Source organism: Chitinophaga vietnamensis (assembly GCF_902167635.1).
GTDB classification, from domain to species: domain Bacteria; phylum Bacteroidota; class Bacteroidia; order Chitinophagales; family Chitinophagaceae; genus Chitinophaga; species Chitinophaga vietnamensis.
The window spans coordinates 43350-59990 of the sequence record NZ_CABHMS010000005.1; the positions used below are offsets into that span (position 1 = coordinate 43350).

General features: G+C 51.3%; 12 protein-coding genes. 8 read left to right on the forward strand and 4 right to left on the reverse strand.

Annotated elements, in window-relative coordinates; translation table 11 throughout:
- Window positions 1-8: 8 nt before the first annotated feature.
- Window positions 9-1439, forward strand: coding sequence for a SusD/RagB family nutrient-binding outer membrane lipoprotein (locus FPG75_RS14390; RefSeq protein ID WP_143307568.1), 1431 nt, complete (start codon window positions 9-11; stop codon window positions 1437-1439).
- A 39-nt stretch (window positions 1440-1478) separates the two neighbouring features.
- Here FPG75_RS14390 and FPG75_RS14395 read toward each other — a convergent pair whose 3' ends face one another.
- The gene (locus FPG75_RS14395) at window positions 1479-2705 is read right to left on the reverse strand and encodes a glycoside hydrolase family 88/105 protein (protein ID WP_143307569.1); all 1227 of its coding nucleotides are present in this window, start codon (window positions 2703-2705) and stop codon (window positions 1479-1481) included.
- A gap of 146 nt (window positions 2706-2851) precedes the next feature.
- On the opposite strand from FPG75_RS14395, the gene FPG75_RS14400 reads away from it, so the two are divergent.
- Entirely contained in the window at window positions 2852-3472 is a 621-nt protein-coding gene (locus FPG75_RS14400; RefSeq protein WP_143307570.1) for a hypothetical protein, read from the forward strand.
- A 240-nt stretch (window positions 3473-3712) separates the two neighbouring features.
- Here the strand turns inward: FPG75_RS14400 and FPG75_RS14405 are convergent, their stop codons facing one another.
- The 3 genes from FPG75_RS14405 to FPG75_RS14415 form a co-directional block, all read right to left on the reverse strand.
- Entirely contained in the window at window positions 3713-4498 is a 786-nt protein-coding gene (locus FPG75_RS14405; protein ID WP_143307571.1) for an SDR family oxidoreductase, read from the reverse strand.
- A gap of 18 nt (window positions 4499-4516) precedes the next feature.
- A complete protein-coding gene (locus FPG75_RS14410; RefSeq protein WP_143307572.1) occupies window positions 4517-5638 on the reverse strand; it encodes an acyltransferase family protein in 1122 nt (373 codons plus the stop codon).
- 159 nt (window positions 5639-5797) lie between these two features.
- Window positions 5798-6628, reverse strand: a complete 831-nt coding sequence (locus FPG75_RS14415) for a YitT family protein (RefSeq protein WP_143307573.1) — start codon at window positions 6626-6628, stop codon at window positions 5798-5800.
- 533 nt (window positions 6629-7161) lie between these two features.
- Between FPG75_RS14415 and FPG75_RS14420 the strand changes: the two genes are divergently transcribed.
- The 6 genes from FPG75_RS14420 (at window position 7162) to FPG75_RS14445 (ending at window position 16536) form a co-directional block, all read left to right on the forward strand.
- Window positions 7162-8076 carry a hypothetical protein gene (locus FPG75_RS14420; RefSeq protein ID WP_143307574.1) on the forward strand — a complete coding sequence of 305 codons (915 nt, stop codon included), beginning with the start codon at window positions 7162-7164 and terminating at the stop codon, window positions 8074-8076.
- 79 nt (window positions 8077-8155) lie between these two features.
- Window positions 8156-11422 (forward strand): SusC/RagA family TonB-linked outer membrane protein, encoded by a 3267-nt coding sequence (locus tag FPG75_RS14425; RefSeq protein ID WP_143307575.1) that lies wholly within the window; start codon window positions 8156-8158, stop codon window positions 11420-11422.
- A gap of 22 nt (window positions 11423-11444) precedes the next feature.
- Window positions 11445-12917 (forward strand): SusD/RagB family nutrient-binding outer membrane lipoprotein, encoded by a 1473-nt coding sequence (locus FPG75_RS14430; RefSeq protein ID WP_143307576.1) that lies wholly within the window; start codon window positions 11445-11447, stop codon window positions 12915-12917.
- A gap of 13 nt (window positions 12918-12930) precedes the next feature.
- On the forward strand, window positions 12931-14478 hold the full coding sequence (locus FPG75_RS14435; protein ID WP_143307577.1) for a sulfatase-like hydrolase/transferase: 1548 nt from the start codon (window positions 12931-12933) through the stop codon (window positions 14476-14478).
- Between the two features lie 164 nt (window positions 14479-14642).
- Window positions 14643-15506: a sterol desaturase family protein gene (locus tag FPG75_RS14440; RefSeq protein ID WP_143307578.1), complete on the forward strand. Its 864-nt coding sequence runs from the start codon at window positions 14643-14645 to the stop codon at window positions 15504-15506.
- Window positions 15507-15690: 184 nt separating this feature from the next.
- On the forward strand, window positions 15691-16536 hold the full coding sequence (locus tag FPG75_RS14445; protein ID WP_161596808.1) for an energy transducer TonB: 846 nt from the start codon (window positions 15691-15693) through the stop codon (window positions 16534-16536).
- The last annotated feature ends 105 nt before the right edge of the window (window positions 16537-16641 follow it).

Genomic DNA, 16641 nt, shown 5'->3' on the forward strand with positions numbered 1-16641 from the left:
GAAGAGAGATGAAAAAGTTGTTGACATCAAGCATCATATTCGCCGCTATAGTGCTGCTGGCCAGCTGCCAGAAAGAACTGGAGCGCATCAATAAAAACCCGAACGAACCTACCACCTTGCAGCCGGACTATCTGCTATCGAACGGTATCAAAGCCAATGTGGATACCTACTGGGGCCAGGATGCCACCATGGATGCTTCCCTGCTCTATGTGCAATACTGGTCCAAGATACAGTACCCCGATCCTGACCGTTACGTGCCCGCGGCTACCAGCGTGCAGGCCGTGTGGAGTAATTTCTATGCACAGGGGATACAGGATTTCACTACGCTGGCGCAACTGGGCGATAGTCTCCATAACCCGAACTACAAAGCCACGGCTATTATCATGCGCTCCTGGCTCTTCCAGCTCGTTACCGATCTTTATGGCGATGTGCCTTATACACAGGCCGCCAATATCGAAAAATATCTTACGCCTAAATACGACAGCCAGCGGGTAGTATACAACGGTATCCTGTCGGAACTCAAGACAGCCGTAGCTTTGCTGGATGATAAAGCAGATGGTATCCAGGGAGATATCCTGAACAACAACAACCTGCAACGTTGGAGAAAATTTGCCAATGGCCTGCGCCTGCGCATCGCATTACGTATTGCTGATCGCGATTTCAACGCTGCCAAGGCTGTATTTGCGGATGTTGCGGCCGGCGGCAATGTGCTGCTCACTGCCAATGATGGCGACGTGCAGCTGAACTATCTTGCCTCCCCCAATCAGAACCCTGTGGGCCGCAACCGCGAAACGCGTAATGATTACCGCGTCAGCAAAACGATCGTGGATAAGCTCTATGCGCTCAACGATCCACGCTTACCCATATACGCCGCATTGCCCAAAGATACCAATGTGTATATCGGCGTGACCAATGGTCTTACAGCGGATTCCGCATCCAGACTGGGTTTCACAAAAACCTCCGATGCCGGCGCCGTGTTCACTGCTACTACTGCACCGGCAGTATTGTTCAGCTATGCAGAACAGCAATTCATCCTGGCAGAGGCTGCGCAACGTGGCTTGATCAGCGGAGATGCAGCATCGCTGTATGTTTCAGCGATCACTGCTTCTTTCAAACAATATGGTATTACGGGCGCGCCGGTAGCAGCTTATCTCGCGCAGCCTGCGGTAGTGTATGATCCGCTTAATTATAAAAAATCTATTGGCGAACAAAAATGGCTGGCACTGTTCGGCGAAGGATTGGAAGCATTTGCAGAATGGCGAAGACTGGATTATCCACAGCTGAAGCCCGCTTATACCGGCGCTTTGAATGGCAAGATGCCGCTGCGCCTCACTTATCCTTCCAGCGAACAGGCGCTGAACGGAATTAATTACAAAGAAGCCGTAGCCAGACAGGGAGCCGATGTGCTCACCACCAGGGTCTGGTTTGATGTGTATTAAAATAAAAAAAGATGGCCCACTGCAAGTGGGCCATCTTTTTTATTTAGTCCTGGCGCGGTAGCGCATGATCTCGATCCCCGCTTCTATCACGGGTCCCAGGCCGTGGAAGTCGTTGAGTTCCGTGGGGCGGTTATAATAAAATGTGATATCGGCAGAGGTGTTAGTGCCGATACAAACATCTTTCAGCTGTCCGTCCGGCTGTATCTTCTCTTTCACCAATCCATCCCATCCGCGTTCTGCGATGGTGATATAGCGTTTATCGAGCCAGCCTTCATTTACGGCTCTCGCGATGGCATATACGAACATGGCGGTACAGGAAGTTTCGGTGTAGGAGTCATTGCGGTCCAGCACCTGGTGCCAGATGCCGCTGGCAGATTGATATGGCGCTACGCCGAGTATCTGGCGGGTGAGGTCATCGATCACTTCCTGGCGGCCGGGATGATCTTTCGGGAGGTTGTTGAGCAGCTGTACTTTTGCCAGCATGATCCAGCCATTGGCGCGGCCCCAGTGCGCTACGCCGGGGCGTTGCAGGTCCTGGTAATAGTAGTGTACATACAGGCCGGCCTTTTCATCCCAAAGGTAATGGGAGAAATGTTTGACTTGCGCTACGGCGTCATCGAAATATTTTTTGTCGTTGGTGAGTTTGCCCATGCGTGCGAGGAAGGGCACGCTCATGTATAGGTCATCGCCCCAGAGTGTCCATTTGAAAGGGTTTGGGCGGCAGAGGGTGCCGTCGGGGAGGCGTTCCTGCACATCGCTGATATGATGGGCCGCTTTATCGATATAGGTTTTATAGTCTGCCCTTTTCACGCTGTTATAAACATCGATCACGCTGGCGCCTATGGAGCCGCAATCATCGAGCACGCGGGTGTTGATCAGTTGATTGAAAGGGAAGCCGGCATATTTCACGCCTTTTTTTTGCAGCGCTTCAAAGTATTGATAGTTGTCGAATGCGAAGGCGACATGCTGTTTGGCAAAGTTGTTATATTTCTCGTCTTTCAGGTAGTTGCCCAGGTCGATCATGGCTACGTTCAGTACACCGTTGGGATAATGCCATTCGCTGAGATGATCGGATATTTTGGCTTTTACATTCTCCGGGATGTCTTTGCTGTTGTTATAGGTCTGATTATTATCGCCGGTGAATTTGAATGCCGCGTGCGCGATAACATAATCGGCCACTTTTTTCACAATGGCGGCGTCATTGTCCTGAGCTGCGCCGATGCGCGCGATGGCCAGTCCCAGGCATAATAGCATCATTTTTTTCATAACGGGTCCGTGGATTTTATATAACCAAGATAACTGGTTTTTCTCATTTATGCAAACGATTGCATTAAAATATTCCATAAGCGGAAAGTTTTATAAATTTAGTGCGCCTCGGCATCAAACGGTATCGGGTATACGAAAAATTGAGTATGAACAGAGTAACATGCTTATTGATAATAGTGGCTGCCATGGCCTGCCATAGCGCGAGAACAGACGATCAGGAGCAGACGGTGATAACGGCGCCAGCCGAAAACATGAGCGCGCCGGTGGAAGACGAAGACTCCCTGCAGGAAGCCCGGCAAGACATTGCCTGGGAGCATATTGAAGTATTCAGTTTCACCCGCGCGGTGGCCAATAAAAAACAGCCCTTATATACCAATATCCGGCAATTTGAAACCACCTGGGGCCGGCCAGACAGCGTGATCACGCCCGACTATGAAGATGTCTGCGCCGCACAATTCGATGAGGATTTCCTGTATATCTTCAAAGATGGTTCCCGCTTTGAGCGCTGTAAAGATTCCATCGCCTGCGACCAGTTTCATTTCACCAACAACAATTCTCTCACCAGCGGCAACATCACCCTCACGGGCAACACCACCTGGGCCGACGCGCGCAAACTCTTTCCCATGGCCGTAAAGCAAGCCGAAAACGAAGGCCGCACCGACCTCATCACCCTCCGTGATTCCACCGATCCCGACAGCGACAGCGCCGTCCAGCTCTTCTTCAAAGACGGCAAACTGGTGAGTGTAGTTTGCTTCATTCCTTGCTAAATTGGCTCAGGATTATAGGATTGAAAGGATTAACAGGATTTTTTTACAGGATTAAAAAAGATTAAAGGAGATTGACGAGAAGAACAATTCGATTTGATCTTCGCGAAGATAGCCCTTGAAGCGCTCAAAGCGCTTCAAGGGCTGGAACCTCGTCGATCTTCTCGTCAATCTCCTTTAATCTTTTTTAATCCTGTAAAAAAATCCTGTTAATCCTTTCAATCCTTTAATCCTGAGCAAAGATTACGCTACGGGCGTCTTCCCGCCATCCACGGCGGTGCTGGTGCCGGTGATGTAGGAGGCGGCGGGAGTGGCGAGGAAAGCCGCCAGGGCGGCCACTTCGTGGGGATCGCCGAAACGTTTCATGGGAATTTCCGCAAGCCATTCGTCGGCAACCTGGTCTTTGGAAATGTTTCTTTTGGCAGCGCTGGCGTCGAACAGGCTGTTGAGGCGGCCAGTGTTGGTAGAACCAGGCAATACGTTGTTGACTGTGATGCCGTGTGGCGCCAGTTCGGTGGCTAAGGTCTTGGACCAGGCCGCCACGGCCCACCGGGTGGTATTGGATACGCCGAGGTTCTTCAGCGGTGTTTTAACAGAGGTGGAAATGATATTGATAATACGGCCATACTTTGCCTCGATCATACCAGGCACTAAAGCCTGCGCCAGTACCTGGTTACAGAGGAGATGCTGCTCAAAGGCGGCGGCAAAGGCTTTGGTCTCTGCTTCCAGCACCGGGCCGGAAGCCGGACCGCCAGTGTTGTTCACCAGGATATGCACCGTGGCGCCGGCAGCAATATCGTTGGCTACGCTGATCACTTCGTCGATGCGCGAGAAATCGGCAATCTCATAACGATGCTGCTGCCCGTGGGAGCTGTGAAGCTGTGCGGTGGCGGCTTTCAGCCGCTCTTCATCTCTGGCCAGCAAAATGCAGCTGGCGCCTAACAATGATAACTCGACGGCGGTGGCCAGGCCAATGCCTTGCGAACTGCCGCATATCAACGCTGTTTTTCCTTTTAATGACAGGTCCATAGCAGTACTGTTGATGGTTTATACTCTAACATAGATGCGCCGCTTGTCGAGGAAATAACCTACGAGCCAGCATAGCAACATGTAAGATACGGAAAACAGCAGGGAGCCCAGCTTGCCGGGTATCATCGCCTGGAAGATGTGATCATTGATCCAATGATAACTGTTCACATCGCCAATCTGAATGAAGTGCATAAAAATGACCAGCACTTCCGATAGCAAATACAGGAACAGCGGGTTTTTCCCGAATACGGTGAAGAAGCCGGTACCCGCCTGGATACCCGAAATATCGATGAGATAGATGAGCAGGGAGATGATCAACAGATCGATGCCAACTGTAAGGAGAACGTAGGAGCTGGTCCACAGTTTTTTGTTGATAGGAAAGGCAGTATTCCAGAGCAGTGCCGCAGCAATCAATATAACGCCCGCCAGCACCAGCTTTGACACGCCTTTAGTGGTTTTGCCTTCCTGTTGTATGAACAGGCCTGCATAGTAGCCCGCTACCACATTCACTACAGCGGGCAGTGTGCTCAGTATTCCTTCAGGGTCAAACGGAAAATGTTCACCATGATAAAGATGGTCATCGCCCAGGACCCATTTATCGAGGGCAAGTCCTGCATTGCCATGGATGCCGTATTGATCGCCAGGCGTGCCACAATACCAGAGGATGGCCCAATAACCGAACAGCAGTAAGGCACTGATGCCCCATACCCATTTCTTTGGAAAATAATAGATAAGGAGAGAAGCAATGCAATAACACAAGGCAATGCGTTGCAGCACTCCCATGATGCGGGTGTGGGAGAAGGGAATGAACTCCAGCCCGTTGGCAGTATGTTTTACAAACGGCAGCCAGTACATCAAAAATCCTAAGAGGAAAATGATCGCGGTACGTTTGAATATCTTTCCGAGCACGGAGGCTTGTCCGAGCGCTGCATACTTACGCATGCTGAAGCTCATGGCATTGCCTACGGCAAACAGGAAAGACGGGAAAACAAGGTCGGTAGGTGTGAAGCCGTGCCAGGCGGCATGTTCGAGCGGGGCAAATACACCGCCCGTGCCGCCGGTGTTCACAATGATCATAAAACATATCGTCATGCCGCGGAATACGTCCAGCGGTAAAAAGCGTTGGGAGGTTTGCGTCATGTTCCCGGTAATTATGGTTGACAAGATGGTAAGAGTGTCCCAATATATAAAAAAATTTACGGATTTCTTGATTTATGGATTTATGAATTTGTGGCAGACTTCAGATACGCCACAAATTCATAAATCCGTAAATCAAAAAATCCGTAAATCAAAAAATTCTCACATCGAAAAGCCTCTGCCTAGTACTTCATGTACTTCGTGTATCACTACAAATGCTTCGGGATCTGTTTCCTGTACCAATGCTTTGAGGCGCATCAGTTCCTGTTTGCCGATTACTACATACAGCACTTCCTTGCGCTGGCCCGTATAGGCGCCATGGCCATGCAATACGGTGGCGCCGCGTTTCATGTCATTGGTGATGCGCGCGGCAATATCAGGGGTATGATCAGAGATGATGGTGATGGCGCGTTTGGTGTTCAGGCCGTCTACAATAAAATCAACCGCCCGGGCGCCGATATATACTGCAATAAAAGTGTACATGGTTTTTTCGATACCAATGATAAAGCTGGATACGCCGATCACCACGATATCAAATATCAGCATGGCATTGCCCAGCGACCAACCAAAAAGTTTGTTGACCAACCGCGCTACAATGGCCGATCCGCCGGTAGTGCCGCCGGAAAGGAATACGAGACCAATGCCAATGCCTACCAGCAATCCCGCAAAAATGGCTGCCAGCAAAGTGTTGGAGGTAACGGAGGGCAGATGGTTCTCCGTCAGGTATAAAGCAGCTGAACATGCAATGATGCCCAGTATGGTATAAAGCATGGTGCGCTTGTCGAGCACTTTGTAACCCACCGCTATCAATATTACGTTGAGAGCAAAGTTGGTAATGCCCGGCGACCAGCCCCAGTAATAGTAAGTAACGATGGTGATACCAATCACACCGCCTTCAGATAATTTGTTAGGGATAGCAAGGTAATTGATGCCCACCGCGAAAATGAATGCGCCGGCGAGGATCAGCAGAATATTTTTGATATGCTCTTTCATGCCGCAAAATTAGCCCATTTCAGCGAAGCGTCGTCTGCTATACATTTCTTAAAAATTATTTTAAGAAAAATAGGGGCTGCTGTTTGGAAATTTAAAAACACGATGTATATTTGTCTACCAATTAAGTAGACTAATAAAATTTACCACCACCAATAAGGGAGTCAAGGCAACGTGCTCCCGGCATCCTGATCCACCAGCAAGGTGCTGCTGCCACAAATTAAAAACTGTGTAAACATACACACTATGAAACGGCACACACATATCTGTGGAAGGCGTTCCCACACGCCATTACCAGGAACTGTTAATACCTGTTCCCGTTACATGCAAACGGCAACCTGCTGTTGTAGCTGTTGCTGTTGATGAAAAGTCTTGCGTTCTGTAAGCTGTAAATAGAATGCCCGGTCAGGCCTGCGGGGAGGGTATGCTGCAAATTTATTGGTGGTAAATTTTTCAGTATCGTACCTAACCCGCGCCCACCCGGCATCTCAGGGATCAACAGCCTTCTTTATTGCTTTCCTCTAAAAAAATATTTCATGAAAACAACCATTAGCCTGTTGCTGGCAGCCGTATTTGCTGCCCATACAACACAGGCACAATCAGATACTATAACGGTAACGGGTACACGCTTTACATTTCCATTGGTACAACAGTGGATCAATGATTTCCATCAGGATCATCCGGGTGTGGTGTTCAGGCTGGTTTCCCCGAGAGAGGCCGCCGCTGCCAATGCAGATGTCCGCATCTCTGCCCAAAAGATCACACCGGAGCAGCGCTCCCCGCAAAATATATATGTGGATGTGGCACGCTATGCATTGCTGCCGGTAGCCAATACACAAAATGAATATGCCAACCATCCGCTTAAAGTAAAGGCCTTGCGCGCCCTTTATTTTGAAGATAATAACATCGATAAGAAGAAAGAGACGCCCGCCGCTACTGCCCCCGTTATATATAACCGCCTGGAGAAATCCTGCGCCCCTGTTACATTTGCGGCCTTTTACGGCGCTACTTTTGAAGATATCAAAGGAAAGAGTGTAGTGGGGGATGACCAGCATCTGTTACAAGCGGTGCAGGACGATCCCAGAGGTATATCGTTCAACAACCCGGGCTTTATCTACGATCTGCACAATCGTAAACCGGTAAGCCACATCGCCGTGATACCGCTGGATTTGAATGACAACGGAAAACTGGACGCCGACGAAGATTTCTACAGTAATCTGGATGTTCTGATACAACGCCTGGAAACTGCTCCCCCGGCGGCCATACCCGTAGAAGGCGTCACCTTTGCCTACGATCGCCGCCTCGAAAAAAGCAAGCCTGCACTCAAGGCCTGGATACAGTATGTCCTTGACCAGGGCCAGCAACAGCTGCATGCTTTCGGTTTCCTGAAACAAGACCAACAGCAATTGGCGAAAAACCGGCAACTCTTCCAACATCTGTCCAGCAACTGATCTAAACCGCTAAAGCCATAAAGACTGCAACAGCCGCCGTTTTCCGGTGGCTGTACAGTCCTGCGCATCTCTTTACATTATGCATTTCATCTCTACATATATACGCACTTTCATCTTGCTGACGTACCTGCTGCTGGCAAGCAATATCCTCTTTGCCCAGCTGGTGCTCAAAGGTCGTATCATCGACCTGCAAACACATGAACCACTGATCGGCGCCACCATCCGCTTTAAGAACGGCACTGGCGGCGCCGTCACCGACGCAAACGGAAACTACAGTCTCCCCTTCAAAGGGCCCTTGCCACAAACCGTACTGGTGGGATTTGTAGGCTATCAGCCCCGCGAACTGGAGATATATGAACCACCCGAAAATGCAGAGATCACCTTGCGTTCACGCCAGGTGCTCTCTGAAGTGGTGGTTACCGCGGTAGGCATCAAAAGCACGACCCGCTCTCTCGGATACAGTGTAGGGGAGATTAAAGGACAAGAGCTGAGCAATGCCCGCGAAGCCAATGTGGTAGCGGCACTCAGCGGAAAGGTGTCCGGTGTGCAGATCAATAACTCCGGCGGATCGCCCGGCGGATCTGCGAGTATCCGTATCCGTGGTAACAGCTCCCTGCTCGGCAACAATGCGCCGCTATTCATCCTCGATGGCGTGCCCATTGATAATTCCGTACAGGATATTCTGGGCAATATCACCAATACGCTTTCTCTCGCTACGCCTTCCAATCGCGCTATCGATATCAACAGTGAAGACGTGGCCAGCCTTACCGTGCTGAAAGGCCCTGCCGCCGCCGCTTTGTACGGTATCCGCGCTGCCAACGGCGCCGTGATCATCAATACCAAAAGAGGCAGCCAGCTAACGGAAAGAAAATGGAATGTGAGCTATAGCGGCAGTATCACGATGGATGAGATCAACCGCCGCGTGCAGCCGCGCCAGCACCTTTTCTCCAATGGCCTCAACGGGCAATACGTGCTGCCGGGCCAACCCGGCTCCGATGAAAACTGGGGCGCACGCCTGGATACGCTCACCTATAGCCGTCAACCCAGCCTTTTCGACAGGAATGGTACGATCGTAGGAAAGAGCGATCCTACCTCCAACGGCGTTCCTGTTAACCACTACGATAACATAGGCAATTTTTTTGTGAAAGGGTGGACCCGCGATCACAACATCAGCGCCTACGGCAATACCGGTAATGCCGGATATTATTTATCCTATGGAGATCTCTATCAGACAGGCATCATACCCACCACCGATTTCTACCGGCATACGGTGCGCCTGAACGCCGACTACACCGTAACAGAACGGCTGAAGATCGCAGCCGGTATTAATTACATCCAGTCGGGCGCCAACAACCGCGCCCTCATGGGTGGCTTCAATACCAATGTGGTGCGGGCGCTGATCAATTCTCCGGACAACTTCGACATCACGAATGGTTACAGTGATGCCTGGCGGCACGACGATGCCTACAAGCTCCCGCCTACCACCGCCAAACCCTGGGGCGATTCCCGCTCTTACGCCAATGGCCGCGGATGGGATAACCCCTACTGGTCGCTCAACATGAACCCGCAGAGCGACCAGACCAATCGCTTTATTGGCTTTACGGAAGCCAACTACGACGTACTCGACTGGCTCAAGGCCACTTTCCGCTACGGCATCGATAACTATACCGATGTGCGCAAAGGGGCCTTCAGCCGGGGTACTTCAGGAGTGGCCACCGGCACCATCAATGATGTTAATTACGGCAGAAGAGATATCAACACCGATTTCATCCTCTCCGCTCAAAGGAAGATCGGAAAGGATATAGGCCTTACCGTTATACTCGGCCATAACTATTATAACTCCTGGCGGAACCAGGTGAATACCCGCGGCGACGGCCTTACCGTGCCCGGCAATTTCAATATCTCCAATGCCGCTACCACGCTCACTTTCAACCAAACGATCCGCAGGAAACTGGTGGCTGGCTACGGCGATATCAAACTGGATTACAAGCAATGGCTGTTCCTGGAGCTCACTGGCCGCAACGAGTGGAGCTCCACGCTGCCCAAAGGCCGCAATGCTTTCTTTTATCCTTCAATAGGCAGCAGTTTTATTTTCACAGATGCCATACATACCAATTGGGGCATCCTCAATTTTGGTAAAGTGCGTGCTACGTTTGCGGAAGTGGGCAACGATGCTGATCCGTATTCTCTGCAAACGTATTATAACAATGCGCGCGTATCCGGATGGATACAAAGCGGTATCACTTTTCCCTTCAACAACCAGCCCGGACTGGCGATCGGCAATCAGCAAGGGGATCTGTCGGGCGTGTTGGGCAATCCCGATCTGAAACCGGAGCGCATACAAACTTGGGAGGCCGGCGCAGAATTGCATTTCTTCAAAAATAAAACCATCCTCGAAGGGGTATACTATCATAATACCAGCCGCGATCAGATCATTCCCGTGTCTTTGCCGGCATCTTCAGGCGCACTGTACGACCTGCGCAATGCCGGCGTGATCGTGAACCGCGGCATAGAAGCGAGTTTGCAGCAACGCATCGTACGTACCCGGCATTTTGAATGGAATACCACGCTGCTCTTCTCTAAAAATATCAGCGAGGTACGAACGCTCGCCGATGGCCTCAACAGCGTTACGCTCGGCGGCGTGTGGATAGAAGCCCGTGGTATGGCTGGTCAGCCCTATGGCGTATTCTTTGGCAATGATGTGAAACGTAATGATAAAGGCCAGGTGCTCATCGATGATAATGCCACCATCGGGGGCAAGCCCAATCCCAATTACGGCTACCCGCTCATCAATACTTCGTTTAGCCGTATAGGTGATCCCAATCCCAAATTCAACGCAGGCTGGCGTAACGAGCTGAAGATCGGCCCGGTACAGCTTTCCTTCCTGCTGGATACCCGCTATGGCTTTGACGTGTTTAATGCGCCCCGTTTGCAAATGGTATTCAACGGTGTGGATGAATCCACCGCCAACCGCGGCAGCACCACAGTATTTGAAGGCATAAAAGCCGGAAAAGGCACTGCCAACGATATTCCTGCCGTATTGAGCCAGGACTGGTACCGCAGCACCTTCAATATACAGGGATTATATGTGGAGAAGAACATTTACTGGATCAAGTTGAAAGATATCAACATCACTTACCAGCTGCCGGAACACTGGCTGAAAAGCGTGCACCTGCAAAGAGCCAGCGTAACGTTGTCGGGCCGCAATTTCCTGCTGGCCACCAATTATACCGGCAGTGATCCGGACCTCGGCGCCCGTAATGGCCTGTCCAACGCTTCCGGCGTGGATTTCTGGACAACGCCTGGCACCCGCAGTTATGGCGCTGCACTGAATGTAGTTTTTTAATGAAGATAACGGTAACGGATATATGAAAATATACAGATATACACTTTTATTATTGCTGACGGCCGGTTGCCGCTTGTCGGGCACCAACGTGAACCCGAACGCCACGCCGGATGCGCCGGTGAGCGCCATCCTCAGCGGCGCCGAAGTGTCTTTGTCGTTCAGCCTCGGAGTGGATGCCGGCCTCATTACCGGTACGGTGATCCAGCAGGTAAGCGGCGCCAATGGCGATGCCGCCTCCAACGACAATTATACTGCCGGCCCTGCGCGTTTCAATGCGGTATGGAGCAACTTTTATTATACCTCCTTTGAAAACCTCCGGCAGTTGCAAGTGAAGGCCGCACAGCAGCAATTGCCCTACTATAAAGGGATCGCGAGGGTACTGCTCACTTACGGCTATAGTACGCTTACTGACCTCTTCGGTGATATTCCCTATTCACAGGCCTTGCAGTTGCGCGGCGCCGCCACCCCTGTTTACGACAAACAACAGGATATCTATAAAGACCTGCAACTACAACTGGATACTGCTTTACAGGAGCTGTCGCAGCCCGCCTCTGCTAATAAAGGCGCGCTGCCTGGCTCCGACGATCTCGTCTTCAACGGTGACACCCGCAAATGGATCGCTGCCACCTGGACGCTGAAAGCCCGGCTGGCACTGCATCTTAGCAAACAAGGAGCGCAACAGGCCGCCACGCAGGCATTGGCATATCTCTATAGTAACAACAGCTGGCGGGGCATCGCCAACAGCCGCCAGGATGCGCTGCTCAACTTCGGTTCGGCAGCTACCAATGCAAACCCGTTTTATCAACAAAATGTGACCCGTCCGGGGTGGGTGGGGTTAGGAGCGGCATTCGTGAACCTGCTCAATGGCAACGGCGTGAAAGATCCGTCTACACAAGCGCCCGCCGCATTGGTAGATCCGCGTCGGGCCTACTTCGCCACCACCTCGCCGTCGGGCAGCAGCACCTACAGGGGCAGCGTTGCCGGCGTGCCAGGCGCTTTCTCGCTGATAGGCAGCTACTACGGCGCGCCCACCTCGCCGGTGGTATTGATCAGCTTCGCAGAAGCCAAGTTCATCGAAGCAGAAGCAAGGCTGATCCTCAACGCCGCCGATCCTCTGGCCCAAACTGCCTTGCAGGATGCCGTGAAGGCATCTTTTGAAAAAGTGATCACCAATGCAGATGATCCTTTTGCCACGCCGGCGAAGCAACAGGCTTATATAACGGGAAAGGCTACACTGAGCGGCGATTTTAACGCCGACCTGCAAACCGTGATCACACAGAAGTATATCGCCTTGTTCCTGCAACCGGAGGCCTGGACAGACTACCGGCGTACCGGCTACCCCGATATACCGCTGGCCCAGAATGCGACACATGCACTGAACCCCAATGGCGCCATTCCGCGGCGGTTCCCGTATCCACAGTCGGAGCAATCGCTCAACAGCCATACGCCTGCTAATACCAATTATCAAACGCCCCGCCTCTGGTGGGATCAATAAAAAATGATTATTTATGTTCACATTTGCCACCTTAAGAACACCATTGCTGCTATTGACCATCGTATCTGGCGCACTAACTGCAATGACTACACGCGAAAATGAAAAACCTGCACATAAAAAACGCCCCAATGTGATCGTGATACTGGCCGATGACCTGGGCTACAGCGATCTGCACGCCTTCGGCAATGAGGTGATCAAAACACCGAACATCGACGCGCTGGGGAAAGACGGTACCCGCTTCACCCATGCCTTCAGTACTGCCGCCATCTGCTCTCCTTCGCGGGCGGGCCTGATGACAGGCCGCTACCAGCAGCGCTTCGGATTTGAGTACCTGGTGCCACAGGATGCAGGCGTACGCCTGTCGCCCGAACAACAACGCGCCCTGGCAGCACGCCTGCAGTCGCGTAACAGCATCATTGAAAAGCTCGATATCACCGACGAGGAGTTCGACAAACTGCCCAAAGGCCTGCCAGCCTCGGAAGTATCATTAGGACAATTGTTTCATAACGCCGGTTACAAAACGGCTGTTATCGGCAAGTGGCACCTGGGAGAAAAAGAAGGTTTCTTCCCGCAGCAGCGCGGATTCGATTATCATTATGGCTTCTACAGCGGCCTCACCGAGTACGCGCCGGAACATACTCCCGGTATTGTAGACTGGCACCTGCCCTGGTCGCTGAGCGAAGTGGCCGCCTGGCACCGCAACGGCTCCAACCGTATTGTGCGTAACAATGTGGAAGTGCTGGAAAAAAAGTATCTCACGGATAAACTGGCGGATGAGGCTATCCAATACATCACAGAGAACAAGGATCAGCCTTTCTTCCTCTACCTGCCTTTCAACGCGCCGCATGATCCTTTCCAGGCAAAGAAAGAAGATTTCGATCTCTATCCTAACGTTAAAGACACTACGAAAAGAGTGTACTATGGTATGATCACCGCACTGGACCGCGCGGTAGGCCGTATCCGGGAGCAACTGAAAAAACTGCACCTCGATGAAGAAACCATTATTTTCTTTACCAGCGACAATGGCGGCGCCACCTATACCCGCGCTACCGACAACCGGCCGCTGAAAGGAGGGAAACTCTCCGATTTCGATGGTGGCATCCGTATTCCTTTCTATGTGGTATATCCTGGCAAAGTGCCTGCCGGCAAGCAATACCAGCAAGCGGTGAGCAATCTCGATATCTATACCACTGCCGCCGCCGCCGCAGGCATTCCGCTGCCGGAAGGGCGTGTATACGATGGCGTGAACCTGTTGCCCTATCTCGGCCAGCAGCACACTACGCCGCATGAAATCCTTTACTGGCGCAGCGGATACTCCAAAGCCGTGCTGAAGGGAGATTACAAGTTGTATGTGAATGAAAGAAATAATAAACAGTTCCTGTATAATGTGAGAGAAGATATTGCAGAGAAGAAAGACCTCTCAGCCATTCAGCCATCAAAATTGCAGGAGCTGAAATCAGACCTTGCCAAATGGGAAAGCCAGCTGCAAAAGCCCGTATGGCCCAACAAAGTAAGCTACGCACTGGAAGTAGACGGAGAGCTATACCCATTCCCCATCTAAATAATCAAATAATCAAATAAAAAAATAAAAAAATGCAAGACGTCTGGCTGATCATCCGCAAATTCTTTGTAAGCGTGGCATTGTATTTCTTGCCGCTGCTCTTTGTATGGGTGATCCTGCAACTGCTGAAGATATGGTATCAGTAACCTGAAAAATCTGTTTATATGGCAAGCATCAAATTGATCTTTGAAAACCTGAATGGCTGGGGCCTCACGGTGATCCTGCTGTTGACGGGCGTGCTGGAGTTCTCTTTTGGTTTATACCGTAACTGGAAACTGAACGAGAAAGCAGTGGACCTCGCCTGTATCTTACTCGGGCGTATAGTCATGCCCGTTATTATATCCTGGTTTGCGCTCACCCTGTTGCCGGGCGTGATACCACAGTACCGCAACGTATTCAGCTGGGTGCCTTTTGGCTGGGGAGTGGTGTTGCTGGCGGTTTCCGACGATCTTACGCAATACTGGTATCACCGCCTGCATCATGAAGTGCCGTGGTTGTGGAAGTTCCACCGCACGCATCATTCAGCGCCTTATATGGGCATGGCGATGGCCAGCCGGCAGAATTTTATTTATACGGTGTTGTTCCCGCAGATATACGCTACCATTACCTTAACCTATCTGGGCCTGGGTTTGCCTGCGCTGGTGGTGCGCGGCGTTAAAGGGCTGATCACTACCATGGCGCATTCCAGTATCCGTTGGGACAAACCGCTGTATGATCATAAGTGGCTGCATCCGGTGGCATGGGTGTTGGAGCGGACGATATCGCTGCCTGCAACGCATCATGCACACCATGCGGCCCACAACCGTGATGGCGTTGGACACTACAACGGTAATTATGGCAATATGTTCTTCCTCTGGGATGTGATCTTCGGCACAGCAAAGATCACCCGCAAATACCCCGAGGAGTATGGGCTTGAAGATTATCATGAAGAAGAATGGTATGCGCAGGTATTCTATCCCATCTTCAAGTCAAAGAAGAAAGGCAGCGAACTGTCCGCAGAAGAAAAGGAACCTATTATAACGGTATAACGTTAACACCTATACGTTTTTCGGAAAGCCTAAATTTAAAGAACCATCTGTTTTCAGATCAGGTCCTCTAGTGCCAGTAAGCCCCGATGTCTTGTCGGGGCTTCTTCTTGTCTATAGAAACTTTTTTTTGCGATGGCGTATGGAAAATAATTTTTCCGCTCATCTACATAAAAAACAAATTGCTATGGACTCAACTAAAATCATCCACGGGAATGACTTTCTCGATATCCTGTTCGATGGCAGGAACAAGGATTATGGGGCCTACGAATTACGCAGCCGTTACGACAGCCGTGTACGCAATGCGATCATAGGAACCGCTTCGCTGATGTTGGTACTGGTAGGCGGTTATATGCTGGATAATGCGCTGCACGCAGCCGTGAGGACCGACAAACCAGTTTTTAAAATCACCGACATCACGCCCATTGAGCCGGTATTGCCAAAAGAAGAAAAGCCCGTGATCCCGCCACCACCGGTAACTTCCGCGCCTCCGCCTGCCGCCGCTACCGTGAAAGTGACAACGCCCAGGATCGAACCCGACGACCAGGTGAGAGAAGCAGATGAAATGTTGGCGCAAAATGAGATCAAACCCAACGTCGCTATCGGCGTTGCCAACACAGCAGGAGCCGACGACGGCGTGCCGCCTGAAATGCTGGCTGGCAAAGGATCTGGCGTAGTTGCCGCACCGCCCGGTAAAACAGAATCAGAAACGCCGCTCACTTTCGTAGAGATCATGCCGGAGTTTCCCGGCGGCGAAGCAGCCATGATGAAGTTCCTTTCCAAAAACATCCGTTACCCGCATGCCGCTACAGAAAACGGTATTGAAGGCACCGTATTCATTCAATTCGTGGTGAACCGCGACGGCACCATCACCGACGTGAAAACCACTGGCGCAGCCAAAGGCGGCGGACTGGAAGAAGAAGCCATCCGCGTGGTGAAGACCATGCCCAAATGGAAGCCCGGCCGTCAGAACAACCAGAGCGTAGCCGTGTATTTCAATCTTCCTGTCCGCTTCAAACTCGACCATGAATAAAATTTCGTACGGCCTTCCGTCCATTTAACCTCTTCTCTTTCCGCCATCTATCCCTGATACACACATCCCGGTGTTGCTACGGCCACCGGGATTTTTTTAAATATG